Here is a 24,483-nt window from a genome sequence, read left to right as displayed (position 1 = left end):
ATTTAATAACAACAGGTTATATTCATTCCTTATTAGTATTGAGTTAAATGTACATCAATACTAATGAGATCGCAAATGATAATGATTTTCATTTGATCTATATTTTGTTCTCAGGTAAAGTGCGGCAATTAGTCAGGCAGTAATAATACTTTGTGATTAGTTTTTCAGCATGATTCATTAACTTTTTCACTAACACAAAGTGGTCATTACTTCTCTCGAACTAAGCCGAATTTTGTATTTATACTTTGAGGATTTAATCATGACCAAGAAGCCACTCGTAGTAGCAATGGCAATGGTTTTCAGTACAACCGCATATGCACAAGAAAGCAAAACAGTCACCGAATTTGATGAAGTTTTAGTCACAGCAACGCGTATCAGTGAAAAAGTATCTGATACTAGCCGAAGCGTGACAGTGATCAGCGAAGAGAAAATGCAAGAGTCACAACCTTCATCGGTTGCAGATGCACTGAAAAACGAAGCTAACGTCAGTGTGACAAATGGTCCTCGAGCTTCTTCTCAGGGTGTTGAAATTCGTGGTTTAAGTGGTCAACGAGTATTACAAACCATTGATGGTGCACGTCAAAATACTAATTCAGGTCACCGTGGCACTTACTTCATGGATCCTGAGTTACTAAGCTCAATCGAAGTTGTGCGTGGCCCTGCAAGTAGCTTATGGGGCAGTGGTGCTATTGGTGGTGTGGTTGCGCAAAATACCAAATCAGCCCAAGACTTTTTAGATGAAGGCGATACCTTTGGTGGTTATATCAAGCAAGGTTTTGAAACGAACGGCGACAAGATTAAAACCAGCGGTACGCTATATGGTTTAGCTGACAACATTGATTGGTTATTAAGTGGTAGCTACCACGATAGCAATAATATCAAGATTGGTAATGACCAAACCCTTGAAAACAGTGCTTCTGAAGCAACGAGCGGTTTAGCAAAAATTGGTTGGGAACCCACTGATGACCAACGCTTACAGTTATCTGCACGTTTTTCAAATACCGATGAGTTAGTGCCAAGTAACCCATCAACTAATGTCGGCAGTTCAGTCCCATTAGTACAACGTGATACTGAAGATCAAAACGTGACGTTAGATTACAGCTTAAATCCAACTGATAACCCATTATTGGATTTAAACGCCACCGTTTATTGGAACAGCACCAATTACGACGAAGACCGTGTCACTAAAGACCAATTCGATAGCACTGAATTTGAAACCATTGGTTTTAGCATTAATAACAGCTCAACTTTCGGCAATACTGTGCTGACTTACGGTGTTGACGGTTATAAAGACACGATTAACACAGTACGTGACGATTATGGGCAAGTGGGTGAGCGACCAGAAGATATTGATGGTGAAACCACAGTTTGGGGCGCATTTACTAAAGCAGACATTAAGTTAACTGAAACAGTCGCTTTAGACGTTGGTGTACGTTACGACACGTTCGAAAACGAGAGTAATAACTTAGGTTTGTCATCTGATGATAACGCTTTTACCCCTTCTGTCGGCTTAGTGTGGAACACCACTGACTGGTTAACCTTAAGTGCTCGATATGACGAAGCTTTCCGTGCTCCAAGCATGGAAGAAATGTATTCAACTGGTACCCATTACTGTATTCCTTCAATCCCAGGTTTCTTACCTGATGGCCTGTGTAATACCTTCGAAATCAACCCAGATTTGGAAGCTGAAAAAGCTCAAAACAAAGAGATAAAAGCAGATATGCGCTTTGCTGATTTAGCCGGTGACGACGAGTTAGCGATTACCTTAAGCGTGTTCAGAAATGATGTTGACGATTTCATTGAGCAATCGGTGTCTAACCCGCTTTATGGCATTCCAGGACTTGAGCAAACGACCTCTTGGGATAATGTTGATGAAGCTAAATTAACCGGTTTTGAATTCAATACTCGTTACCGTTACAAGCAAACCCGTGTGACATTTAACTACGGTCAGACCGAAGGTAAAGACAAGAATACCGATGAGTATTTATCAAATATTCCAGCTAAAAAAATGGGCATAGATTTATCGCAGTCGATTATGGAAGGCGATATGAAGTTTGGTACACGTTTCACTTACGTTGCTGAGCAAGACGATTTACCAGCAGATAACCTTGAGCAATATGACTCATACAAATTGTGGGATGTATATGTAGCTTGGGAACCTGCAATGGGAACTTTTGAAGGGCTACGTGTTGATTTTGCAGTAGAAAATATCGGTGATGAGGAATATCGCCAAGCGTGGCAAACCTTGTACGAACAAGGCAGGAATTTCAAATTGTCAGCGCGTTACTCATTTTAATCCTTTATCCACAAGCGGATATAAATCATAAGTCAGCATTATGCAGTGAAATATTCGTTTAATGCTGACTGAAATAAGCTTCTCAAGCACTAAAGCTTGAGCGGCTTTTTCAAGATTCTGGTTTTGTAAAAATTAGCATCCGCGACATGGCTTTATAAATAATTGGAGATATTCCATGGCTGTATCAGTAGAACAAATTAAACAGTATTTAGCAGATAACCCAGCAGCAATGCCAGGGCAAGTTGCTGCTGAGTTAGCAATCACAGAACTTGAAGTGGTTAACGCCTTACCAGTCGAGCAGTTGGTATTACTGCCTTTATCAGAAAAAGATAGCTTATTGGCGTCGCTACCTGAGTGGGGCAACATGACCACTATCGTATCCGCTTCAGGTAGTATTTTTGAATTTAAAGGCTCGTTTCCTAAAGGAAAATATGCCCATGGTTATTACAACTTAATCACCAAAGGTGAAGGACTACATGGTCATTTAAAATTAGATGATATTAGTGCTATTGCTTTGATCAGTAAACCGTTTAGAGGGACCGAAAGCCACTCAATTAACTTCTTCGGTGCACAAGGTGAAGTAGTCTTTAAAGTGTATTTAGGTCGAGATAAAAAGCGCGTGCTGCTAAGCGATCAAGTTGAGCGCTTCCAAGCGTTGAAAGACAGTGTGCTCGCAGTGGCTTGATGACCGCAGCAACCTAACTAACGCTTAATAAAATAGAGCGCTCAATAAATATAGAAAGAGGAAATCGTGATGTCGACAGAAAAAGAGCAACGTTTACGAGAAAAGCTACTCCCAGAAATTGAAGAATTTAAAGCCCAGCGTTCAACATTACAGCTTGCTACCCAAGATGCTGACGGCATACCTAATGCCAGTTACGCGCCTTTTGCTCTAGCTGATGACGGCTTTTATATTCTAGTGAGTGAGCTGGCTCGCCATGGCACCAACTTAAAAGCCTCTGACAAGCTATCTGTTATGTTAGTTGAAGATGAGTCTGAGTCGAAAAGCGTGTTTGCCCGTAAACGATTAACTTTTGATGCGACAGCCGAAATAGTTGCAAGAGATACCGATACATTTACCAAAGGCGTAGCGGCATTATCGACTCGTTTTGGTGAAATGATTGATAACTTAGCAGCATTAAAAGACTTCAATCTATTTAAACTTAATCCACATCACGGCTTATACGTTAAAGGCTTCGGACAAGCATTTAGCTTATCTGGTGCTGAGTTGTTAGATGTAGATTGGAAGCGCGATGGCCACCACGGTACCCCTAAGCAAGTGGCAGTCGAAGCGTAACTATTTAGTGAAAAGTTAACCCCATTGTCTAAAGCTAAATAGTTATAAGCCCGCTGAGTTCAGTGGGCTTTTTTATGCCCAGTTAACAGATCATGATTCAAATTAACTCCCACTTTTTACCTAAGCTGTTAAACTAAAAGCTTGGCTTTCTATCTCAAATAAACACTAAAAGGCATTAATCTTATGAGTAATATTGTGTTCATTGCAACTAGCCTTGATGGCTATATCGCTGACAAAAACAATAATATTGATTGGCTTCACGATATGCCAAACCCAGAAGGTTCAGATATGGGGTACAGTGTTTTTATGAGTCGAATCGATGCATTGGTTATGGGCCGTAATACCTATGAAAAGGTGATGAGTTTTGACTGTGACTGGCCTTATCACAAACCTGTATTTGTACTTAGCAATACCCTGACAACAGTTGCCCCTGAAGTGGCGGATAAGGTGTTTATTGTTAACGGTGAACTTGAACAAGTAGTGAATGAGCTTAATCAAAAAGGGTTTAACGAACTGTATATCGATGGCGGTGCGACGATTCAAAACTTTTTAAAGCAAGATATGATTGATGAGCTGATCATTACTACCATTCCGACTTTACTCGGCGGCGGTATTTCTTTGTTTGGTGAGTTGGCTGCGCCGTTAAAATTCAAACATATCAGCAGTCAACAGCATCTAGGTTGTTTAGTGACAAATAGCTTTATTCGAGTACGCGAAGACTAAACTGATGGCAACGAGTTACTCAAAATTGCCATATATATCAATCACGAACTCTCTTGATTTGGCGTACTCTCTAGGGGTATTGCCAATGGCATTTTTCAAATAGCGGATTAAATGCGGTTGATCGCTAAAACCAAATTGCTGCGCAATATCGCTCCAATTAATATCATTATTTTCATGTTTTGATAAATGCGTCAGTAGATTATCGAGCTTATTGATTGACTGACATTGTTTTAATGTCATCCCTGTTACACGTAAAAAGCTGCGCTCTAAGGTTCGCTGGGAGCAATGTAACTGCTGTCCCATTTGCGAAATGACCACTTCAGGTGGTAGCGCAATGGCTTTTCTGACTAATTCACTGTGTTTATCATCTTTTGCGGTGCTCACCCAAGGCAGCAGTAATTGGTCTAGCAGTTCTGCGCAGGCCGTTTGATCCTGTTGGCCTACTTGTAGCAATGATGCTAAAGATGATTCTAAATATGAGTCTAAAGATACGTTTAATTGAGCTGCTAAATTGCTATCTGGCTTTGGCGGAAATTGCTGGAATAGTTGCTCCACATCAACTTGAGCAATACGGTTTACCTCAACAGTATTGGGCTCAAGATTTAATGAGTACAGTGCACCAGTATGAAATTTAATTCCAAGTAAGGTCATCGGTTCACTATGATCCATAGTGTAGGTTTTATTATAAGGAAATAACCAATGACTGCCTTTTCCTTGAGTGGAGTAGGCCTCAGATTGATAGTCATAAGCTTGATATTTAGGCGTGAGAATTAAATGTCCACAAGTATCAGGGTTAAGCTTTGGGTGAGCGATACCATCGTCATCTTTGACGGTGTTAATAAACCAATAGCATTCGACATAACGGGCAACAAGGCTATCAATTGGTGGGATCATCCAGCCGTTCAAGATGCCGCCTTTGGAGTGCATTCCTCGTCAGCGCAGCATTCATTCTGTAAAAAACTAATCACAGATTCAAGTTGTTCAAACTCAGCCACGCAGTATAAGGTGCGACCTTCACGACGCTGGGAAATCAGTCCAGCAGAAGCCAAACTTGATATGTGGTGAGATAACGTTGAACCAGGAATCGCTAAACTTTCTTGTAGAGCACCGACCGCTACTCCCTGATAACCCGCACGTACCACTTTATTATAAATGGTTAGTCTTGTCGGATGTCCGAGTTCTTTCAATGCCTTAGCGATAGTTTCAATTTCCATGACGATTCCTTTTTGAAATTATATTTCGATAATACTAGAAATATCTTGATCTATCCAGTTTTAAGGTTTATATTTCGATCATTCTAGAAATATGGTTAAATTAGGTAGTAATTATGTTTGATTCCAACTTCATTAATATGGATATGCTCAAAGAAACGCTCGACATGTTTATGTTCTTAGCAGTTGAGCTGACCATCTTATTTTTGGCGATTAGTTATTTTGTGGGAGTATTACAGCTATACATTCCACCGGCAAAAATTCAAAGTATTTTGAGCAGTAAAGGCGGCCGTGGTTACATTGTTGCTGGTTTTTTAGGCGCAATAACCCCATTCTGTTCTTGCTCGACCATCCCTTTTTTAAAAGGACTATTAAGAGCAAAAGCAGGGTTTGGCACCATGATGGTGTTCTTGTTTGCTAGCCCTTTGCTAAACCCAATTATCATTGGTTTATTTGCTGTGACATTCGGTCTTAAAGTGACGTTATTTTACTTTGTTATGGCAATGGGCGTATCAGTTATTGCGGGTTACACCCTTGAAAAACTTGGGTTTGAAAAATATGTAAAACCTGAAGCCTATATCGCCCCTGAGTCAAAAGGTTGCGGTAGTGGATGTGGTGGTAAAGCTAAAGAAGTCAGCAAATGGCGTAAAGTGTGGAACAGCACATGGGCAGATTTTAAAACGGTTTTACCTTACTTATTAGGCGGTATTGCAATTGGTTCATTAATTTACGGCTTTATGCCAACGGAGTTTGTGGCCAGTTTTGCTAGCGAAGATAACCCATTAGCTATTCCGGTTGCTGCGGTTATTGGTATTCCTTTGTATATCCGAGCTGAAGCGGTGATCCCATTAAGCGCTGCGTTAGCTGCAAAAGGGATGGGACTAGGTGCGGTCATGGCGCTGATTATTGGTAGTGCTGGTGCCAGTTTAACTGAAGTCATCTTGCTTAAATCGATATTTAAAAATCAAATGATTGCGGCGTTTTTAGTGGTCATTATATCAATGGCGATTGCAGCAGGTTTCTTATACCAGTTTATTTTCTAACGGTATAAGAATCAAAGATTAAGCACTCATCACTTGTGGTGAGTGCTTTTTTGTTTGCTGATGAGCTAACTTTCATCAGTACAGGCGGTAAATTTCTCTTCTGAAATCCCCAACTTATCTGAAAAATTCGACACTAAACACGCTGTGGTTTTCTCATCATTTTCATCTAGCATGTGTCTCTCAACACACGTGCGCATGACCGAGCGAAACACCGACTCAACTTTGGTTTCAGATTGATTAGTACAGGTGGCCATCTTGGCAAATTCGCCTTCATTTTTCATTTGATTGACTGACATTTGAATCACCATATCCAATTGTTCTGGGGTGAGTTCTTCAGCATAGGTTGATGTTGTCATGACAAATGATGACAGCAGTAATGGTAAAATAATCGCGGCTTTCATGTATTAATCCTTTAATGTAATGTCCATATTGATGGTTAACTTATATCGCTACCCTGCGACGTGATTGCATAACCATAAAAATAACATAGCAGTAATCGCTCGATGAATGAATAGCACCAATGGTGTGATTGAAGAGCAAGTATGGCGTAAGCCAATAAAAATATCAGCTTTAGCAACTGCAAACCGGTGGAACCAATATGCTGACGCGTTCAGATGATTTAGAGATATTACTTACAGTGGTTGATAGTGGCGGATTCTCTGCCGCCGCTGAGGCGCTTGATATTCAAGTGGCAAAGGTGTCGCGTTCAGTGACTCGTATAGAGCAACAACTGGGGGTAACAATATTAAATCGCACGACTCGTCGGGTCGATTTAACCGATGAAGGGCGGCAGTTTATTGATTCTGTGCGCTTAGGATTACAATGCTTGAACCAAGCTGAGCATGATTTAATATGCCGTGGCGATTTGCCAAAAGGGCGGCTACGAGTGAATGCAGCAAGTCCATTTGTATTTCATCAACTTGTGCCCTTAATACATGAATTTAAAGCCTGTTATCCAGATATAGACTTAGAAATTACCTCAAATGAAGGTTTCGTTGATTTACTGGAAAAGCATACCGATGTGGCAATCCGCATTGGTGAGCTGGTTGATTCAACTATGCACGCAAGGCTACTTGGTAACAGTATTTTATACTTAGTGGCAACACCAGAATATATCCGTCAACGTGGCGCTCCCAAACAAGTGTGCGAGCTTAATTATCACGACTTGGTTGGTTTTTCTGAGCCTAAAAACTTAAATCAATGGCCGTTAAAAGGAGGGTTTACAGCTAAACCCTCTATGAGGTGCAGTAATGGTGAAACCATCAGGCAGCTAGTCCTTGCCGACCACGGCATAGGTTGTCTATCTGGGTTTATGATTAACAAGGATATTGCCGAAGGCAGGCTTGTTAAGGTGTTAGAGTCGGAAAAATTAGTCAATGCTGGCTGTAGGCAAGTGAATGCGGTTTACTATAAGTCCTCTTCGGTGGCGCGGCGCATATCCGCTTTTATTGACTTTATTCAACCTAGGTTAACCTTATGAGTGTGAGCATTGACCAAATATAAGAAATGGAGCGATTGATGAAGTCGATAATGGAGTATTTACGACTTATTTTGTTTGTTAGTGGCGTATTACTGGGTGTGCAAGTGCCTGCATTTGTTGACCAATATGGTCAGCGACTTCATGCACACTCTCAAGAAGCCAAACTCAGTTTGGCTGAGTTTCAGCGCGATGCAGACCGTTTCTTTGGTGGTGATATTCAACAGTTGATTGCCCATTATCAACAAAATCCTGATCAAGTGATTAATGCTGGTGGTGACAGTATTGAAGCCATATATCAGCGGTATCAGCTACTTAATGTTGCGCTAATCCAGTTTAACCAAACTGACTTTAGTGGTTTTAAGCAAGTGGCATTTGAGCCTATGGAAGATATTCGCCAAGAGGTTTGGCACCACTTTAGTCATACGATCATGCTTGATACACGAGCGATCAGCATAGGGTTATTATTGGGATTGTTATTGTCGTTAGCCTGCGAATTGTGCCTAGTCGGTTGTGGCAAAGGCTGTAAGCATGCTTATAGAGCCATTAAGCCTAAAGCTAAAACTAATCCTGAATCTAAAGCTTAAGTCTAAAATTTAAAGCTAAAGACGAGTCAATAAATTAACCATACAAAGCATCGGTGTTTGTGAAGTCGATTTCGTTTTATGCTTACCTCATTCACATTCACATTCACATTCACATTCAAATTCAAATTCACTAAGCACTACACTAAGGACTTACCATGATTCAACAAGGACAAACCTTACCTACTGGTACATTATCTGAACTCACTCTTGACGGTATGCTAAATCACGATGTAAGTGAATTATTTGCCAATAAGAAGGTTGTGTTATTTGCAGTACCGGGCGCCTTTACGCCAACCTGTTCAGAGTCGCATTTACCGGGCTTTGTAGTCTTCGCTGATCAACTTAAAGCTAAAGGCGTGGATTTAATTGCCTGTGTTTCGGTTAATGATGCCTTTGTTATGAAAGCATGGGGCGCGGCGCAAAATGCATCTGAGCTGACTATGCTTGCTGATGGTGATGCGAGTTTCACTAAGGCATTAGGCTTAGATATGGATACCGCTGGGTTTGGTGGCGTTCGCTCGCAACGTTATGCCATGGTTGTCGATAACGGCGTAGTGACTACGCTAAATGTTGAAGCGCCAAAATCTTTTGAAGTCAGTACTGCTGAAGCTATTTTAGCCACGCTATAAAAGCATTGGCTGGCTTAACTCTTGAAAAGCGACTTAACAAAGTCGCTTTTTTATTTGCGTTTAATCGACGTAATCGAATAAAAGTCGAAGAAAACTAATGACGAGTAAGAGCCTTTATTGAATCATTTTAATGACTAAAAAGGCCCTTTCTTTGTTGCTGCAGACGCGACTAATTCTGCTTCTATCCCTAAGCTTTGTTCAATTGAATTAACAGATTCAGCGACTTCAGATGCAATATGATGGCTTTGATCTGATGCGCTTTGTGCATGGTGTTTTAAGCTGTCCATTGCGGTGCCAAATTCATCGAGGTAGTTCACTTGTTGATTCGCAAAGTCAGTGCCTTGTTTGGCAGTACTGACCATCTCTTGCGCTTGTGCTTGCACTGTTTTCGCCACGTCTAACAAATTTGTTGCCCGCGCTTGCTGGCTTTGGGTGGCTTCGCCAATACCTTGGACACTGTCGGTTAAGGCTTTGTTTGAAACTGTTAACTGCTCCAAAATATTGAGAATGTCTTTTAGCGAGCTTTGGGTGCGATGAGATAAATTACGCACCTCATCTGCAACAACCGCAAAGCCTCGCCCTTGCTCACCTGCACGGGCTGCTTCAATGGCTGCGTTTAATGCTAACAAATTGGTTTGCTCAGCAATGTTGCCAATGACATCAATAATTTGTGATACGTCAGTCACCGAAGTGGATAGTTGGTCTAAGGATTGATTACAGTGGCTCACTGCTTGATGCGAGATTTTGGAGGCATCTAGTACAGCTTCAGCTTGTTTCTGGCTTGCTTGCATATGTTCCATTGTCAGCGCCGCTTTTTGCTCAACTACAGATGACGTTTGTTTAACTTGATCGGCAAGTTCACGTATTTGCCCAGTTTGCGTTTGGGCAATATCAACCACTTGCTGAGTTTGCTCTGTACCATTGGATAACTGTTTAATACGATCTATCAGTAAACTCAAAGATTGTGATACTTTGCTGACCTGTTGTCGCTGTTGTTCATCTTCTTGCTCGAACTGATGCAGTAACTGATTAAAATGACCTGCAATTTGACCTGTTTCGCAGCGGCTATCTATGCGTAATTGCTCGCGGTGGTTTGATTCACTTAGTTGCAAAAAAGCGGCATTAAGTTGCTTTAGCGGTTTAACCACTCGGCGTTGTTGTAGCCATAAATAGATCACTGCAAATAAACCAATAATGATCACCATCGAATACAGAATGGTTTGTAATTGTTTTTTCAAATTTTGATCGTATTTACTGTGGACTTCACCCAAGCGCATTAGTTGCTGCTCTACTTGATTCGTGTCAGCGGTGAGCTGCGACTGAACGGCTAAGTTGTCAGCCAACATTTGGTAAGTATTGGCCACTTCTTTATCGTAGCGTAGGCTTAAACTTAATAGCTCATTACGGTAACTTTCACCAATTTCAAACTGTTCTGGCTCATCGGCGCTTAGGGCAAACTCATCGACTTCTTCAAGCTCATAAATACCAATAAGTGCTAGTTTTTTGAGTTGGTTATGCCATTGATTAAGCTCGTCAATACTTCGCTGTAAACTGGCTTCTAAACGCGAGTCTTTGTTAATTAAATAGCCATCTGTGAGCTGCGATAACCTAAATACCAGTGGCGGTAGCTCGCGGCTAAGGTGTAAAAAGCCTTGGGCTAAATCAGCATTGATAGCTAAACCTTGTTCGGCATAAGCTGCCAGACGCATATTGTTGTCGAGCATTTCGGACTCTGAGTGAGCGAGTAGCTGCCTTGGATTGCCCGCAAGCTTTCCTGCTGCGCGGTAGCGATTATCCAGGTTATCAACAAAACCACGCAGAAATTGCTGTAGGGTTTGAATGTCGTTCGTTGCTGAAGGTAAGTTTATTTGGTCGATGCTCGCTGAAATGTCGGTGAGTTGCTGTCTTGCTTGGTTTAATGTGCCACTGTCGCCGGCTTGAAGGTACGCATTGATATTAGGGCGGACTTCAAGCAAAAAAGCTTGTTGGATTTGTTGTAGTTCGGAAGCTTGTAACTCTAGTTGCTGACGTTTATCAGTGCTCCAAAGTACAGTAGTAGCTAGTAGGGCTGCTAGCAGCAACAAGATCGCCGAAGCTGTTAAAGAAAGAGTGGAAATCTTCATTGAAATGTTAGTTTTTTGGAAGTTAAGTGTTGTGGATTTTATGAATAAAATATGACAGAAAGATTACATCGTATGTATCAACTTGTATCTCTTTGTTTTATTAAATCCTTGTTTTATTTATGGTTAAATTTAAAGAGGCTCAGTTACATACAACGAAGTAGATGATTAACACCTAAATAGAGTTAAACCACAACGCTATGTTTGGGTGAAGCTGTTTGTAACGCGAAAACGGCCTGATTTATACAATTGATGCGTAAAATTGCGCTAGATAAAATGAAATTAATCTAAAATATATTGATCTAAATCAAATGCATGTTTATTATCTCGTTAAAACATGCATTTTAAATACATATTAGAGGTTGTTTATGTTAGATCAGCATACTAAAGACGTTGTTAAGAGCACTATTCCATTACTAGAAGCGGCAGGTCCTGCGCTAACCACTCATTTTTATCAACGTATGTTCGAACATAACCCTGAGTTAAAAGATGTATTTAACTTGGCTCATCAACACACTGGCGGTCAGCCTGTTGCATTATTTAATGCCGTTGCCGCTTACGCTAAAAATATAGATAACTTAGAAGCCCTTGGCACTGCCGTTGAGCGTATTGCCCATAAACACACTGGCTTTTTAATTAAACCTGAGCAATATGCCATTGTTGGCGGCCATCTTCTAGCCACGTTAAAAGAGTTGGGTGGTGATGCAGTGACTGAAGAAGTCCTAACCGCTTGGGGCAATGCTTATGGCTTTTTAGCCGACATCTTTATCAATCGTGAAGCGCAGCTTTATCAGCAAACCGCTGCGAAAACTGGTGGCTGGGAAGGTAAGCGCCGTTTTGTTGTAAAGGCTAAAACAGTAGAGTCTTCAGTGATTACTTCATTTTTATTAGAGCCAGAAGACGGTGGATCAGTTGTCGACTTTACTCCTGGGCAGTACTTAAGCGTGTCGCTTGAGCATGAACAATTAGAGTTTAAAGAAATTCGTCAGTATTCATTATCAGATGCACCTAATGGCAACACTTACCGCATTAGTGTTAAGCGTGAATCAGAAGGCAAGGTGTCGAACTTGCTTCATGATCATTACCTAGTAGGCGATGTGATTGATGTTGTAGCGCCAGCAGGTGACTTTGTATTGGCTACAGCAGCACAAACACCAGTAGTGTTATTATCAGCTGGTGTGGGTGTGACGCCAATGAAGAGCATGCTTAACCAGTTACTGTCTCAATCACACCAAGCAGATATTACGTGGGTTCATGCCTGTGAAGACGGTGCGCAGCATGGCTTTAAAGATGCGATAAAAGCTAAGCGCAATGCCAATACTCACCTTGAAAGTTACGTGTGGTATCGTCAACCATTAGCGACAGATTTACCCGCTGAAGATTTTGATTTTGAAGGGACAATTGCACTGGAAAATATCGCTGAGCGTATTGTGCCAAATGCACAGTATTATTTCTGTGGCCCTATTGGGTTTATGAAGGCGATTAAGCAGCAGTTACTCGCGCTTAATGTGCCAGAGTCGCAAATTCATTACGAAGTGTTTGGCCCACATTCAGACTTATAAACTGAGCGATAGCCAATCAGAAAAAAGCGACTCACTATTTAATCTATAGCAGTCGCTTTTTTGTTATCAAACTTTGGGCTGTTAACAAGGTCATTAACTATTATCTATTGGCAACCATACTTGTGCTTTTAAGCCGCCTTCAGGACGGTTACTCAGTTCAATTTTTCCGTGGTGACGGTCAATAATCCGCTTCACAATGGCCAAACCTAGGCCAGACCCTACTGAACCACGGGCGCTATCGCCTTGGGTGAATGGTTGAAATAGTTCATCGATTTTAGCTTCATTAATGCCAGGGCCGTTGTCTTCGACAATAAAGCTGACATATTTGGGCTTATGTTTAGAGCTGATTTTTATCCAGCCACCGCCATATCTAAATCCATTTTCAACTAAGTTACTCAGTACCCGTTTAATGGCGACACTTTGAAAGGGTACCAATGGACACTCTTGTAGATCTAACTCGATTTCACCATCACGATTAACCTCTTGCTGGCTAATTTCTTGGATTAGGCGATTGATTTGATTAGGCTCGCGTACACTTTCTTGATCGTGACGTACATAGGCAATAAATTGCTTAATGATGTCATCCATATCTTCAATATCATTGATAATGCCTTCTTGAAGATACTTGTCTTCATCGACCATCATTTCTGATGCGAGGCGAATACGAGTCAGCGGGGTGCGAAGATCGTGCGATATCCCTGCCATTAGTAGGGCGCGGTCTTGCTCAAGCTGTTTCATGCTATGGGACATTTGATTAAAAGCATGGGTTACTTCAACAATCTCAGAAGAGCCACTTAATGGCAATGGCTTAGGAAACTCGCCTTTTGAAACGGTCACTGCAGCACGCTGTAAACGTTTAAGGGGTCTGTTGAGCCTACGAGCAAACCACCATCCACCGGCAACACTTAGCGCGCCAATGACTAATAGGTAAAGTGTCAGTGGCGATAAATCATTTTCATTTAAGCCAGTTAGTGGGACTTTTATCCATAATGTGGGTGCTTGGGGAGGTCGAATCCATACTTGCAGTTGTGTGCCTTGAGAAAAACGTACTTCAGCTTCACCGCCAAGGTACTCTGACATTTGTTCTGACAAAAAACCGTAGTAGGTTGCAGAATCAAGTCCTGCTGCAACCGCATTTTGCTGGTTATAGATTTTCATCTCATCGTCACGCACTTTAGCGTTTAGCGCATCAACAATGGTGAGATGATCACGGGAGAGCTCAACCCCATCAATAAACAACAGGTTTATTTGACGGGCAATGAGTTGGTTAATTTGTTCGTAGCTAGGCTTAATAAAATAAACCGTCACAGAAAGATAAGAAACCAGTTGGTTAATCAGCAACAAACTACCAATGAGTAATACCGTTTGACTGAAAGAATTGCGTGGCAGAAAACGCTGCCACCACTTCAGTTTGATTGCTTTTGACTGGCTGATAGGAAATTAACCTCGAGCAGTGCCATCTGGCACAAACACATAGCCTAAACCCCATACTGTTTGGATATAGCGAGGGTTTGCGGCGTCCACTTCTATTAAACGGCGTAAGCGAGAGACTTGTACGTCAATCGATCGTTCTAGTGCAGAATAGTCCCGACCACGGGCAAGGTTCATTAGCTTATCGCGAGATAATGGCTCTCTTGGATGAGATACCAATACCTTAAGCACCGCAAATTCACCAGAGGTGAGTGCAATGCTCTTATCTTCATGGAACATTTCGCGGGTGGCCAAATTCAGTGAAAAATCACCAAAACTAATGACTTCTTCTTGCTGGGCAGGAGCACCTGGCACTTCAGTGGTTTGACGACGCATAACCGCTTTAATTCGTGCTAATAGCTCACGTGGATTAAACGGCTTTGGTAAGTAATCATCTGCGCCTAACTCTAAACCAATAATGCGGTCTACTTCATCGCCTTTAGCTGTCAACATAACAATCGGAATTGGATTTTCTTGCTGACGCAAACGGCGACAAATGGATAAACCATCTTCACCTGGCAGCATTAAGTCTAAAACCAATAAATGAAAGTTTTCGCGCTCTAATAAGCGATCCATTTGCTCAGCATTGGCTGCGCTGCGAACTTGATAACCTTGTTCAAGTAAGTAGCGTTCCAATAATGATCTGAGTCGCATGTCATCATCGACAACGAGAATTTTAGATGTTTCCTGGCCCATGAAATATCCTTTTGTCTAAATTTCGGCGCTAAATACAGTTATTAAGCTAAATATAGCGACTTTATTAGAGTGCAAACAAGAGGTGTAACAGTAGTTTGTGATTGTGCAGGAACAATATGACGAAGTTATACCATTAAGTCTATGAAATTAAGTGAATTTAATGAGTTTGGTAGGATTATTAGAAATTGTAACTAAATCAGTTTTTTCGCATCAGCCGAGAAAAAGTATCTATTACGCCATCTTCATTGTTATCTAGCAGAAAGATCAACTGATCATCATGAAGTTTGACATTAAATGCTGCAGAGGCAATTTCGCCATAACGACTGAAACCTGTTTGATGATTGTCATCAAATTGAGCTTGGAAATACACTTCGTCAGATTCTGCTTGATGTTGGTATTGCCCCCACTCCATGCCAGTTAATTCGTCGTTATGTTCAAAGTTAATTTGCAGTTGCACATACAAGCCATTATCGAGCATCAATACCGCATACAAATCATCGAATTCTTGGCTGTACCAATATCCTTCTATGTCCCGCGAGCGCAGCTGTTCATATTCGACAACGCTGTCGATGGAACTGTCGCCCATTCTATCCATGTTTAATTGTAGCCGTGAAGCGTCATTGTTGAGATAAACGTTACTGCGATTACGTTCGGTGAGCAGGGTAATAAACCCTTTAGCAGGATTGTTACTAAAGGTGGGATTGAAGGAAATGGATAAAGGCATAGTGGTAAAAGTATCAGTATCAGATAAAGCAAAACTGCCCCATTCTGCAAAACTATTACTGGGCTCTTTTAAGTCTAAACCAATTTGAAGATAACTTTGATCTTCATTAATTTGTAGTAGCTCGATATGGCCAGCTTGCTGACTTAGCCAGTTACCTATGATGTGCGCGGGGAGGTGGCTACTTGGCAACGCCTTAAAGCTCACTAGCAATAATATTGCTGCACCAATTAACACCAACCAGAACACTCTACAGCACATAAAAGTTCCTTTTTTATGTTATTTACGCAAAATAAGGTAAATAAAAATGGGATCTCAAGTTTAGTAAAGAACGTTAATAGGGCAAGAAATTGTAGATTAAATCGCCATAAAGTTGACGTTTAAGCAACTAATGCTCTGTTTTAGAGCGGACGTCAAGTTTTTTTATACCTATAAAGCAGTATAGGATATTTTATTGATATACCAATCTTGCGGGCCTGCAGGGGTTGGGACGACCGCATCGTCGTCGACTTCTTTTTTTAGTAATGCCCGTGCCATTGGGGAATCGATAGAGATATAACCTTTGGCATCGCCATAAATTTCGTCAGGGCCGACGATGCGAAACTGTAAGATATCACCGGCATCGTTTTCGATTTCAACCCAAGCACCAAAGAAGATTTTACCTTCTTGCTCGGTAGCATATTCGACCACTTTAAGATTTTCGATACGTTTTCTTAAAAAGCGGACTCGGCCGTCGATTTGGCGTAATAAACGTTTATTTTCTTTGTAGTCAGCATTTTCCGAGCGATCGCCAAGGCTAGCTGCCCAAGTCACTTTTTTGGTGATCTCAGGACGGTATTCTCGCCATAAATAGTTCAATTCAGTTTTTAGCTTGGTCATCCCTTCAGGGGTGATGAGATTGGTCTTCACTTGGGTTTCTACTCAATGCTGATGATGGTGTGGAGCTTAAGAGAGAAATTACCTAAAAGGAGTGGGATTGTCGATGATTTTAGGACTTAGCTAACTATATTTCAGGTCTTGTTTCGTCTACGTCTACGGCGTTGCTTGGTTTTAATTTAGCGTTTTGACTTAACTGCCCATATTTCGACTTTGGCTGCGACGCTGTTGGCGTAATTGTGCCAGTTGATTCATGGCTGAAATGACTTTATGACTTTGATTGCAAATAACCGCTTGGCGAGCATCAACACTTTGGTTGGTTTTTTCATGTTCATCTGCATGTTTGAGGCACTGTTTTGCGTAGTGTTCAGTCATTTGCACAATTAATGCTTCAGCTTGGCTGAGATCATTACTGTTGATCTCTTTAACGAATAACAGCAAAAAGCAGTCGAATAACGCGCTAAATACATCGGCATTATCAAATTCAGAGTCTATACAAGCTTGGCGTTTAGTTTCATCAATCAGTGCTGCAACTAAATTGGCTGTAGTTGTAGCGTTGGTTGCACCCGCAAAAAGGCTGTTTACGTAGGTGTCTTGCTGCCAAAATGATACTAATTGGTGAGACCATTCGGCCTTATCCCATTGCTCGCCTACGGCATGTATCACTGACATAACAACTCCTACGAAAACAACTTAATTAACCAGAAACTCTTTTCACTAGAAACACTGTTCACTAGGAACTATGGCTTATGGTTAATGAGTATAAAACGGCGTTAAGTGACTCATTATAAGAAACTCATATCAGTCACTCTAATCACTTATCTAAATAACTTTCTTGGCATTGGTAATACGTTAAACGCATCAGCAAGCTCTGCTAAGTAATCGTTAGCTAGTAATGAAATACCGACATAAAAATCAGTTTCAGCATTCACTTTTGCAAGCTCCAAACAGCGACCAGCCCAAGGCAGCATATGCTGTTGCAATAATACCTGAATAAACTGGGTTAACTGCTGCGCATCTGTATCTGAATCAGGGTTTGTTGCGGCTTCTTGCAACTTGGCAAAACTTGAATCAAGTACACTGAAAAACAGGCCAATATGATCCACTGGTTGCGGCATTTCGAGTTCGAAACTCACGCCATGCTGCTTATAAAAATCAATCAAGGCAATGGTTGAGGCATCAAAATGTACTTGATCTTCACCTAAATATGCAGACCCTTGCGGGATTGCTTTAGGCTCACCAGGGCCAAAAAATAGCTGACCATAATCGACTTTTAAATCCATTAACTGTTCAGCTTCATCCCAATGGTTGAGATAGGCTGTTAGAGCGTCACGTCCTTGTTGATTATCACTGCGACCTGCGAATGTTGGCCAAGTGGCAGCAACGTCATTGTCTTTAAAGCTGGTGATAAGCTCAGCCTCAGGATAATGACAAAATAGGTTATGCAGAATACGCGCTATTGCTTGGTATTCGCCTAACTGTTCAACTGACTGTTTAATACTCATTTATTTTTCCTCAAAAAGGGCAGTGGTTAAGCACCACTGCCAGATCTGATTATACTTCTTTCGGGTTCAAGATATTGCCCGCACCACCACCTGTTGGTTGACCATTGCGATTCGCTTTAATGATCAAGTTAGGGGTAGTGATTGATGGGTTTGGTAATGGCGCAATATGTCCGTCACCTGTGCCATATTTCTTTTCGATGTTTTCAGTGGTATCAAAATCAAGTGCACGAAGTGGACAAGACTCAACACAAACTGGCTTACGACCTTCAGCTAAACGATCATAACAACCATCACATTTGGTCATCACTTTACGTTCTTGGTCCAGTTGTGGCGCATCGTAAGGACATGCACGTGAACAGCTTTCACAGGCAATACATAACTCTTCAGCCACTAGGACTAAACCGTCTTCACGACGTTTGTGCATTGCGCCTGTTGGACAAGCTTTAACACAAACTGGCTCACTACAGTGGTTACAACCTACAGACATGTAGTAAGCATATACGTCTTGCTCGAAAGTACCTGTTGCTGGGTCAACCGCCCATGTTCCGCCACCGTACTCATATACACGACGCCAGTTAACGCCGTTTAGGCTTGGTACACCGTTTTCAACTGGCTTAGTTGCGTTACGGATTTGTTCGCCTTGTCTGTCTTTACAAGAGATATGGCAGGCTTTACAGCCAGTACATTTAGTCGAATCGACATAAAAACTATATTGGATAGCATCGCTCATTGTAGCGCTCCCTTATAAAACTTTACGAATTTGAACACGGTTAGTGTGTTGTGGATTACCTTTAGCCACTGGGCTAGGCATGTATTTAGTCAGCGAGTTAATTGCGCCGCCAATATCAACCACTTTACCTGTTGAGCCTGTACGGCCGTCTGGATCAGCTAAGAACCAAGCGCCTTGACCTAGAGCTACAACACCCGGAACAACACGTGGGGTGATACGCACTACGACTTCAATCGAGCCACGGTCGTTATACATTTCAACTGTGTCACCAGAGGCAACGCCGTATTGCTGTGCATCAATTGCGTTAATCCATACTGCATCTTCAACGGCTTCACGTAACCAAGGTACGTTGTGGTAGCTAGAGTGAGTACGACCTTTAGTGTGATAACCTGCTAATTGCAGTGGGTAATCTTCTTTAGTATCTTCATCTTCGTAGCCGTCCCAAGTTACTGTGTACTGCGGGATTGCTGTGATGGTGTCGCCTTTAACTTTGTTTTGTTCCCAGTTAGCTGCGCGCCATGCAAGCTCAGCTGAGTGGATTTCAATTTTTCCTGAAGGTGTTGCTAGTGCGTCACCGCTGTTCACAAAGCCTTGAAGTGCAATGTTGCGGTTTTCCATGTTCTTACGGAAGAAACCAATTTCTTGTGCTTCTTTGTAAGTGGCAGGGAACGCTGGGCTAACACCTAAGTTTTTGCTGTTGTCGCGAGTTTGTTGGTATAACTCTTCTAACCATTCGTCTTCAGTTTTACCTTCAGTGAATGCTGCGCCTACGCCCATTGCTTCAGCAATCATTGCTGATACTTGGTACATAGACTTACAGTCCCAAATTGGGTCTACTGCTGCTTTCATTGCAGTGATGTAACCCATAGCGCCTGAAGCGTATGAGTCATCCACTAAGTCGTTAGACTCTAACCATGACGTATCTGGAATGATGATGTCGGCAAATTTAGCGCCTGGAGTCATCCAACAATCACACGATACGATTAGCTCAACACCGCTTTCATCTTTTAAGATTTCAGCTGTGCCGTTAATGTCTGCGTGTTGGTTTAGTAGTGAACTGTCAGATGCTGAGATGATCACTTTGATGTTAGTGCCTAGTGGCGTGTCTAAATCATCAGTACCGGTAATACCATGGGTACGAGCTGTCATGGTTTCGCCGTTGTGAATAGCTTCAGACCAAGTGAAGAAAGAGATTTTTTCTTTTACTGGGTTAGTCCCTGTAGGGATTGAAGCACGGTACATGTTAGTCATGTTTGGTAGTTCACCGTTAGATGAACCTTCACGACCTAACTTACCTGCTAATACACCTAGCATGTAAATAGCACGAACTGTTTGTTCACCGTTTGCTTGGCGGTTAACACCTGCACCAGCGATGATATAAGGCTTTTCAGATGCCATTAAGTCGTCAGCGACTTTTTGGATGTTAGATTCTGAAATACCAGTGATCTTTGCTGCCCACTCTGGAGTGCGTGCTTCACGGTCTGAGAATTTACCTTGACCCATGATGTAGTCAAAGTAGTTTTCCTCAGGGTTCATTGCCGCAGCATATTCGATTTTCTTGGCATCGCCGCTTGCTTCAAACTCAGCAATTTGTGCTTCAATAGAAGCAGCGTCATAACCAACACTGTGTTGATTAATAAAACCGATAGAGTTCGCATCAACCCAACCTGAGCTGATCATCAAATATGCAATAGCTTCGGCTAATGCAGCATCAGTACCTGGACGGATTGGTAACCAAGATGATTCTTTACCTGTCATAGAGTCAGTGTAACGAGGGTCAATCATGGTCACTTTAAGGCCGTTAGCGCGTTGCAGAGCCTGTAAGTAATCGTAACCTTCGCCAGAACCTGACTGACGAATTTCGCTTGGGTTGTAAGCAAAACCTAATAAAAAGTCACTGCTTTCTAAGGTTACTGTTGCTGAACCAGAAGTACTGCCTGTACCAAAAGTGTGCTTAGCAGCTTCAGTTTGTTGTGCCCAAGAGTAGTTACCGAAGTATTGTAAACAACCGCCAACTAAGTTGAATAAACGGTTAAAACAGCCATTTGATGCGAAACCGTAGTAAGCACCAGAACCGTAACTTCTGAAAATAGCTTTGTTGCCGTGCTCAGCGATAACTGAAGTCAGTTTACCACCGATAGTGCTTGCGGCTTCTTCCCAAGTGATTGGTACGAATTTACCTTCACCACGTTCACCAACACGCTTCATAGGTGATTTTAGACGGTCTAACGCGTAAGTGCGTTGACGTAATGAACGGCCACGAGCACAAGCTCGTACTTGGTGCATACCGTAAACATCTTCTACTTCGTGGTCAGTCTCAACGCGGGTAATCATCCCGTCGCGGCTGTAAACTTTAACAGGGCAGTTTGAGCCACAGTTAACTAAACAGGCAGACCACGTTAGTGTTTCATCAACTGGTGGTTGTGGCTCTACTGGCTCAGCATCTTTTGAACTGGTGTTACAACCAGTGACTGTAGCAGCACAACCCAATGCAGCACTCATTTTTAAGAAACTTCTGCGTTCCATTATTATTTCCTCTTACTAAAATAAATTCAGCGCGTTTGTTAAACGACTACAGCACATAGCTGAAATTCAGCATGATTTGATGGGCGTTATAATTGTGATTAAGCTCGCCCAGGGTAACCATGCCTGGCACTTGGTCAGGGGTCATTTGAGCGTCATCGGTGTCGTAATAGCGTTCGTAGCGGTAAGTGAGCTTCAATGCCATGTCATCACTCAAGGCATAGTTAGCGTATAGGCTAGCGCTATGGTTATATGAGTAGTAATCGCCGTACGGACTCGTACCATCTGCGGTGACATAAGTGTCACTGCTTGAATTACTAAATAGGTAATCAGCACCTAAGGTCAGTTTGTCTTCCATTAAGCCGCCATAGCTTACGCCTGCGCCAAGGTTGATAAACTCATCTTCAATATCGGCATACCAGTCAGGGCTGCTGTATGTTTGGCTGCCAGCTTGAGCAGAGTTAATCCACTGCTGACCTGCAAAACCATAAGCAGAGAACTGTTTAGTTAGCTGCATGTTGACGTTGATGTCGTAGCTGTAGTCTTCTGATTCAGTTAAACCAATCACGGTGTCGTCGTAATCGTCTTTGGCATAACGACCAGTAAAGTCGATGCTTAACCAATCCAGCGGAGTGTGGCTAACACGTAGCTCAACTTCGTTACGTTCTCTGTCGGCTAAGTAGTACTTGCGCATTAGTGAGTTTTCTTCGCTAGAAGTTAACTCTGTTGCTTGATACTCAGAGCCACCACGGTTGCTGTGACCAGCTTTAACGTCGATGGTAAAGTTGTCGATGGCGCGAATAGACAGTTTTGCCCATAAGCTATCTTCGTTGGTTTCTTCACGTTCGCTGTAGCTGCGCTCGATATCTTTACGGTCGTATCCTGCTTGTAAACGGTAACCACTGGCAATGCGGTAGCTGGCGTTCACTTTGAACGTTGAGCGCTCAATATCGGTGGCGACATTTTCTTTAAAGGTGCCACTGACGCTATCGAAGTTGTACTGTTGGAATTCATACACTGAGCTGTTGTTTTCACGGTTGCTGTAGTCGTAACTACCGCCAACGCGTAAACGATTGCTGAGCATTGAAGTGATGCGGAAGTTCGCATCTGTGGTGTCGACTTCGCCGTCCCAGTTTTGAATCGGATTGCCTGCCACTTGGATTAAGTCATCATCTTGGATCATGCGACCTAAAATGAAGCGGCCTGACATCACGGTGCGATCAAGTTGATATTGACCAGACAACGATACTTGATGCGCTTCATTATCAGGTGTGGCCGAGTACACATCGTAATAGGTTGGTAGGCTTAAGTTTTCGGTGTTGTTTTTATACTGACTACCAAAGTAGCTCAATTCAGTTAACCAGTTGTCACCGGTTAATGCAGCGCCTGCGGTGAATGAGTCAGTGGTTGAATCAACACGTTGGCCAAAGTTAGTTGGACTTGGGCTCACTAAGCTACTGCTTTTATATCCGGTTTTATCTTCACTATCGAAGCGCACATAACCTTGGTAAAAGTCTTGCTTGAAATCTGCGCCGATGCCGACTTTTTCACGTTGCTGTGAAAGCTCGAAGACATAGGTTTCGCCAGAGGTCATCATGCCGTTGTCGTAGTAAAGATTACTTTGTGCATCGCCAGACTGATAAGTGGTGATTAACGAGTAATCCGCATCAACATTGAATAAACCTTTTTGGCCAACACTAATGCTAGCGCTGCTGTTTTCAAATCCCAGTTGATGAGCTTGAGCACGTGCTTGGTAGCCATTTTCATCTTGGTATTCAATATCGCCGCTCAATGCGGTAACAAAACCATCTTGGTCTGTTCCGAATGCGTTGGCAGCATGCACATCATCACTGTCGATGTAACCTGCAGAAATATCGACACTACCGCTATAACCCATTGAGCTAGTACAACGCTTACACTCATACTTTTCTTGATTAAGGTTTTCAGTATTGGCATTACCGACGGCAAAGTTTGCCGCCATTGCAGGTGCTGAAGCCAGTAATAAAGAAGCAGTAATTAAATTCAGTTTAAAGTTCATGTTATGGCTCCTAATTAGCGCTGCAGTAAGCTGCCGGCTGGGTGGTTAGAACCATGGATTTGGCTATGACAGTTCAAACAGCTTTTTGCGCCGCCAAAGGCATCCATTCCAGGTTGTAGTACAACGCGACTTGCGTGACCGTCGTCAGCGTGACATTGCTGACATAACTGAGGTGCACGGTTGTTTAGCATGCCTTCATTAACGCTGCCGTGTGGGTTATGACATGTCACACAGTTTTCAGTCACTGGTGCATGTTCCCAAAGCATCGGGCCACGTTTTTCTGCATGACAGCTATAACAAGTGTCATTAATGGTCGGTTTGTTCAGTGCGCTTTCAGACATAGAACCATGTGGCGAGTGACAATCAATACAGGTCATCTGGTCCCATTTCATTGGATGAGCAGAGCGCTTGTTCATGTCCGCTTTTTCACGGGTATGACAGCTAGTACAAGTGTCATTGACGGTGAGTTTGTCTAAGGCAGGGTCTTTAGCAGCGTGAACCACGTGACAATCAGCACAGGCAATCTCTTCTAGATTGTGGGTGCTGCTATGCCATGCCATTTGCTCAGGGTCGTTATGACAGCCTTGGCAAACGGTATTCTGGGTTGGTGCATCTAGCTTGCTGTCTTTGCCAAATTGAATCATTGGCTCTTTGCCGCCACGGTTGTGACTGCCTTGAGGACCATGACAGGCTTCACATTGCAGGCCCGCCATTGGTGAGTCTTTACTGGTTAAGTCGCCATGTGCGCCTTTAAAGATGTCAGCGACACCTTCAGTGCGTTGGTGACACATTAAGCAGCTGTCTGCTCCTTTAGGGGAATACTTACCTTCAGCGAATTTCTCAACGAGTTTTTGAGAGAGCTCTTCACCTGTCATGTCATCCCATGGCGCTGCTGCGGCATTAAATGAACACAAGCAAAGGATTACACTGATAGAAGCTATTAAGTTTCGACACCAGTTCATCATGTCACCTGACCTTA

At 42.4% G+C, this 24,483-nt stretch carries 23 protein-coding genes; 9 read left to right on the top strand and 14 right to left on the bottom strand.

From position 1 onward, the window contains the following. Positions 1 to 259: 259 nt before the first annotated feature. The 4 genes from QPX86_RS19850 (at position 260) to QPX86_RS19835 (ending at position 4,316) form a co-directional block, all read left to right on the top strand. Positions 260 to 2,296, top strand: coding sequence for a TonB-dependent hemoglobin/transferrin/lactoferrin family receptor (locus QPX86_RS19850; protein WP_220752513.1), 2,037 nt, complete (start codon positions 260 to 262; stop codon positions 2,294 to 2,296). A gap of 175 nt (positions 2,297 to 2,471) precedes the next feature. Then, positions 2,472 to 2,981 carry a heme utilization cystosolic carrier protein HutX gene (gene hutX, locus QPX86_RS19845; RefSeq protein ID WP_285163707.1) on the top strand — a complete coding sequence of 170 codons (510 nt, stop codon included), beginning with the start codon at positions 2,472 to 2,474 and terminating at the stop codon, positions 2,979 to 2,981. 69 nt (positions 2,982 to 3,050) lie between these two features. Further along, positions 3,051 to 3,593: a heme utilization protein HutZ gene (gene hutZ / locus QPX86_RS19840; protein WP_220752511.1), complete on the top strand. Its 543-nt coding sequence runs from the start codon at positions 3,051 to 3,053 to the stop codon at positions 3,591 to 3,593. A 183-nt stretch (positions 3,594 to 3,776) separates the two neighbouring features. Then, entirely contained in the window at positions 3,777 to 4,316 is a 540-nt protein-coding gene (locus QPX86_RS19835; RefSeq protein ID WP_285163706.1) for a dihydrofolate reductase family protein, read from the top strand. Positions 4,317 to 4,331: 15 nt separating this feature from the next. Here QPX86_RS19835 and QPX86_RS19830 read toward each other — a convergent pair whose 3' ends face one another. Both QPX86_RS19830 and QPX86_RS19825 read right to left on the bottom strand, forming a co-directional pair. Continuing rightward, entirely contained in the window at positions 4,332 to 5,243 is a 912-nt protein-coding gene (locus tag QPX86_RS19830; protein ID WP_285163705.1) for a helix-turn-helix domain-containing protein, read from the bottom strand. Next, entirely contained in the window at positions 5,219 to 5,530 is a 312-nt protein-coding gene (locus QPX86_RS19825; protein WP_220752509.1) for an ArsR/SmtB family transcription factor, read from the bottom strand. The genes QPX86_RS19830 and QPX86_RS19825 overlap by 25 nt, the downstream gene beginning before the upstream one ends. 113 nt (positions 5,531 to 5,643) lie before the next feature. Between QPX86_RS19825 and QPX86_RS19820 the strand changes: the two genes are divergently transcribed. Next, positions 5,644 to 6,570, top strand: coding sequence for a permease (locus QPX86_RS19820; RefSeq protein WP_285163704.1), 927 nt, complete (start codon positions 5,644 to 5,646; stop codon positions 6,568 to 6,570). A 65-nt stretch (positions 6,571 to 6,635) separates the two neighbouring features. On the opposite strand, the gene QPX86_RS19815 is transcribed toward QPX86_RS19820, so the two are convergent. Continuing rightward, a complete protein-coding gene (locus tag QPX86_RS19815) occupies positions 6,636 to 6,971 on the bottom strand; it encodes a hypothetical protein (protein WP_220752507.1) in 336 nt (111 codons plus the stop codon). 197 nt (positions 6,972 to 7,168) lie between these two features. Between QPX86_RS19815 and QPX86_RS19810 the strand changes: the two genes are divergently transcribed. The 3 genes from QPX86_RS19810 (at position 7,169) to QPX86_RS19800 (ending at position 9,263) form a co-directional block, all read left to right on the top strand. Next, the gene (locus QPX86_RS19810) at positions 7,169 to 8,050 is read left to right on the top strand and encodes a LysR family transcriptional regulator (protein ID WP_220752506.1); all 882 of its coding nucleotides are present in this window, start codon (positions 7,169 to 7,171) and stop codon (positions 8,048 to 8,050) included. Positions 8,051 to 8,088: 38 nt separating this feature from the next. After that, positions 8,089 to 8,634: a DUF2937 family protein gene (locus QPX86_RS19805; protein ID WP_285163703.1), complete on the top strand. Its 546-nt coding sequence runs from the start codon at positions 8,089 to 8,091 to the stop codon at positions 8,632 to 8,634. Positions 8,635 to 8,789: 155 nt separating this feature from the next. Further along, the gene (locus tag QPX86_RS19800; protein ID WP_285163702.1) at positions 8,790 to 9,263 is read left to right on the top strand and encodes a peroxiredoxin; all 474 of its coding nucleotides are present in this window, start codon (positions 8,790 to 8,792) and stop codon (positions 9,261 to 9,263) included. Between the two features lie 134 nt (positions 9,264 to 9,397). Here QPX86_RS19800 and QPX86_RS19795 read toward each other — a convergent pair whose 3' ends face one another. Next, complete coding sequence (locus QPX86_RS19795) at positions 9,398 to 11,386, bottom strand: methyl-accepting chemotaxis protein (protein WP_285163701.1); 1,989 nt, start codon at positions 11,384 to 11,386, stop codon at positions 9,398 to 9,400. 365 nt (positions 11,387 to 11,751) lie between these two features. Between QPX86_RS19795 and hmpA the strand changes: the two genes are divergently transcribed. After that, positions 11,752 to 12,945: an NO-inducible flavohemoprotein gene (hmpA, locus tag QPX86_RS19790; RefSeq protein WP_285163700.1), complete on the top strand. Its 1,194-nt coding sequence runs from the start codon at positions 11,752 to 11,754 to the stop codon at positions 12,943 to 12,945. Between the two features lie 93 nt (positions 12,946 to 13,038). Here hmpA and envZ read toward each other — a convergent pair whose 3' ends face one another. The 10 genes from envZ to QPX86_RS19740 all read right to left on the bottom strand — a co-directional run bounded on the left by envZ (position 13,039) and on the right by QPX86_RS19740 (position 24,469). Beyond that, positions 13,039 to 14,361 (bottom strand): two-component system sensor histidine kinase EnvZ, encoded by a 1,323-nt coding sequence (gene envZ, locus QPX86_RS19785; RefSeq protein ID WP_285165207.1) that lies wholly within the window; start codon positions 14,359 to 14,361, stop codon positions 13,039 to 13,041. 24 nt (positions 14,362 to 14,385) lie between these two features. Beyond that, on the bottom strand, positions 14,386 to 15,111 hold the full coding sequence (ompR, locus tag QPX86_RS19780; RefSeq protein ID WP_220752501.1) for an osmolarity response regulator transcription factor OmpR: 726 nt from the start codon (positions 15,109 to 15,111) through the stop codon (positions 14,386 to 14,388). Positions 15,112 to 15,307: 196 nt separating this feature from the next. Next, a complete protein-coding gene (locus QPX86_RS19775; protein ID WP_285163699.1) occupies positions 15,308 to 16,093 on the bottom strand; it encodes a hypothetical protein in 786 nt (261 codons plus the stop codon). A 168-nt stretch (positions 16,094 to 16,261) separates the two neighbouring features. After that, positions 16,262 to 16,741: a transcription elongation factor GreB gene (greB, locus tag QPX86_RS19770; protein WP_220752499.1), complete on the bottom strand. Its 480-nt coding sequence runs from the start codon at positions 16,739 to 16,741 to the stop codon at positions 16,262 to 16,264. Between the two features lie 159 nt (positions 16,742 to 16,900). Beyond that, a complete protein-coding gene (locus tag QPX86_RS19765; protein WP_285163698.1) occupies positions 16,901 to 17,380 on the bottom strand; it encodes a hypothetical protein in 480 nt (159 codons plus the stop codon). Positions 17,381 to 17,526: 146 nt separating this feature from the next. Next, on the bottom strand, positions 17,527 to 18,213 hold the full coding sequence (locus tag QPX86_RS19760) for a TorD/DmsD family molecular chaperone (protein ID WP_285163697.1): 687 nt from the start codon (positions 18,211 to 18,213) through the stop codon (positions 17,527 to 17,529). A gap of 49 nt (positions 18,214 to 18,262) precedes the next feature. After that, on the bottom strand, positions 18,263 to 18,943 hold the full coding sequence (locus QPX86_RS19755; RefSeq protein WP_220752496.1) for a 4Fe-4S dicluster domain-containing protein: 681 nt from the start codon (positions 18,941 to 18,943) through the stop codon (positions 18,263 to 18,265). Positions 18,944 to 18,955: 12 nt separating this feature from the next. Further along, on the bottom strand, positions 18,956 to 21,469 hold the full coding sequence (locus QPX86_RS19750; protein WP_220752495.1) for a DMSO/selenate family reductase complex A subunit: 2,514 nt from the start codon (positions 21,467 to 21,469) through the stop codon (positions 18,956 to 18,958). A gap of 46 nt (positions 21,470 to 21,515) precedes the next feature. Then, positions 21,516 to 23,504 (bottom strand): MtrB/PioB family decaheme-associated outer membrane protein, encoded by a 1,989-nt coding sequence (locus QPX86_RS19745; protein ID WP_220752494.1) that lies wholly within the window; start codon positions 23,502 to 23,504, stop codon positions 21,516 to 21,518. 14 nt (positions 23,505 to 23,518) lie between these two features. Beyond that, positions 23,519 to 24,469 carry a DmsE family decaheme c-type cytochrome gene (locus QPX86_RS19740; protein WP_374758473.1) on the bottom strand — a complete coding sequence of 317 codons (951 nt, stop codon included), beginning with the start codon at positions 24,467 to 24,469 and terminating at the stop codon, positions 23,519 to 23,521. Positions 24,470 to 24,483 lie beyond the last annotated feature (14 nt).

This window comes from Shewanella goraebulensis (genome assembly GCF_030252245.1).
In the GTDB taxonomy this organism is placed as follows: domain Bacteria; phylum Pseudomonadota; class Gammaproteobacteria; order Enterobacterales; family Shewanellaceae; genus Shewanella; species Shewanella goraebulensis.
This window is presented reverse-complemented; position numbering and strand designations above follow the sequence as displayed.

Bases quoted from the DNA above. Each gene is read 5' to 3' on its own strand.
- QPX86_RS19815 (WP_220752507.1), bottom strand. From the start codon at position 6,971: ATGAAAGCCGCGATTATTTTACCATTACTGCTGTCATCATTTGTCATG.
- hmpA (WP_285163700.1), top strand. From the start codon at position 11,752: ATGTTAGATCAGCATACTAAAGACGTTGTTAAGAGCACTATTCCATTA.
- QPX86_RS19760 (WP_285163697.1), bottom strand. From the start codon at position 18,213: ATGAGTATTAAACAGTCAGTTGAACAGTTAGGCGAATACCAAGCAATA.
- QPX86_RS19740 (WP_374758473.1), bottom strand. From the start codon at position 24,469: ATGATGAACTGGTGTCGAAACTTAATAGCTTCTATCAGTGTAATCCTT.
- QPX86_RS19800 (WP_285163702.1), top strand. From the start codon at position 8,790: ATGATTCAACAAGGACAAACCTTACCTACTGGTACATTATCTGAACTC.
- QPX86_RS19805 (WP_285163703.1), top strand. From the start codon at position 8,089: ATGAAGTCGATAATGGAGTATTTACGACTTATTTTGTTTGTTAGTGGC.
- QPX86_RS19755 (WP_220752496.1), bottom strand. From the start codon at position 18,943: ATGAGCGATGCTATCCAATATAGTTTTTATGTCGATTCGACTAAATGT.
- QPX86_RS19850 (WP_220752513.1), top strand. From the start codon at position 260: ATGACCAAGAAGCCACTCGTAGTAGCAATGGCAATGGTTTTCAGTACA.
- QPX86_RS19820 (WP_285163704.1), top strand. From the start codon at position 5,644: ATGTTTGATTCCAACTTCATTAATATGGATATGCTCAAAGAAACGCTC.
- QPX86_RS19750 (WP_220752495.1), bottom strand. From the start codon at position 21,469: ATGGAACGCAGAAGTTTCTTAAAAATGAGTGCTGCATTGGGTTGTGCT.
- ompR (WP_220752501.1), bottom strand. From the start codon at position 15,111: ATGGGCCAGGAAACATCTAAAATTCTCGTTGTCGATGATGACATGCGA.
- QPX86_RS19765 (WP_285163698.1), bottom strand. From the start codon at position 17,380: ATGTCAGTGATACATGCCGTAGGCGAGCAATGGGATAAGGCCGAATGG.
- QPX86_RS19775 (WP_285163699.1), bottom strand. From the start codon at position 16,093: ATGTGCTGTAGAGTGTTCTGGTTGGTGTTAATTGGTGCAGCAATATTA.
- QPX86_RS19830 (WP_285163705.1), bottom strand. From the start codon at position 5,243: ATGCACTCCAAAGGCGGCATCTTGAACGGCTGGATGATCCCACCAATT.
- hutX (WP_285163707.1), top strand. From the start codon at position 2,472: ATGGCTGTATCAGTAGAACAAATTAAACAGTATTTAGCAGATAACCCA.
- QPX86_RS19825 (WP_220752509.1), bottom strand. From the start codon at position 5,530: ATGGAAATTGAAACTATCGCTAAGGCATTGAAAGAACTCGGACATCCG.
- QPX86_RS19810 (WP_220752506.1), top strand. From the start codon at position 7,169: ATGCTGACGCGTTCAGATGATTTAGAGATATTACTTACAGTGGTTGAT.
- QPX86_RS19745 (WP_220752494.1), bottom strand. From the start codon at position 23,504: ATGAACTTTAAACTGAATTTAATTACTGCTTCTTTATTACTGGCTTCA.
- QPX86_RS19795 (WP_285163701.1), bottom strand. From the start codon at position 11,386: ATGAAGATTTCCACTCTTTCTTTAACAGCTTCGGCGATCTTGTTGCTG.
- hutZ (WP_220752511.1), top strand. From the start codon at position 3,051: ATGTCGACAGAAAAAGAGCAACGTTTACGAGAAAAGCTACTCCCAGAA.
- QPX86_RS19835 (WP_285163706.1), top strand. From the start codon at position 3,777: ATGAGTAATATTGTGTTCATTGCAACTAGCCTTGATGGCTATATCGCT.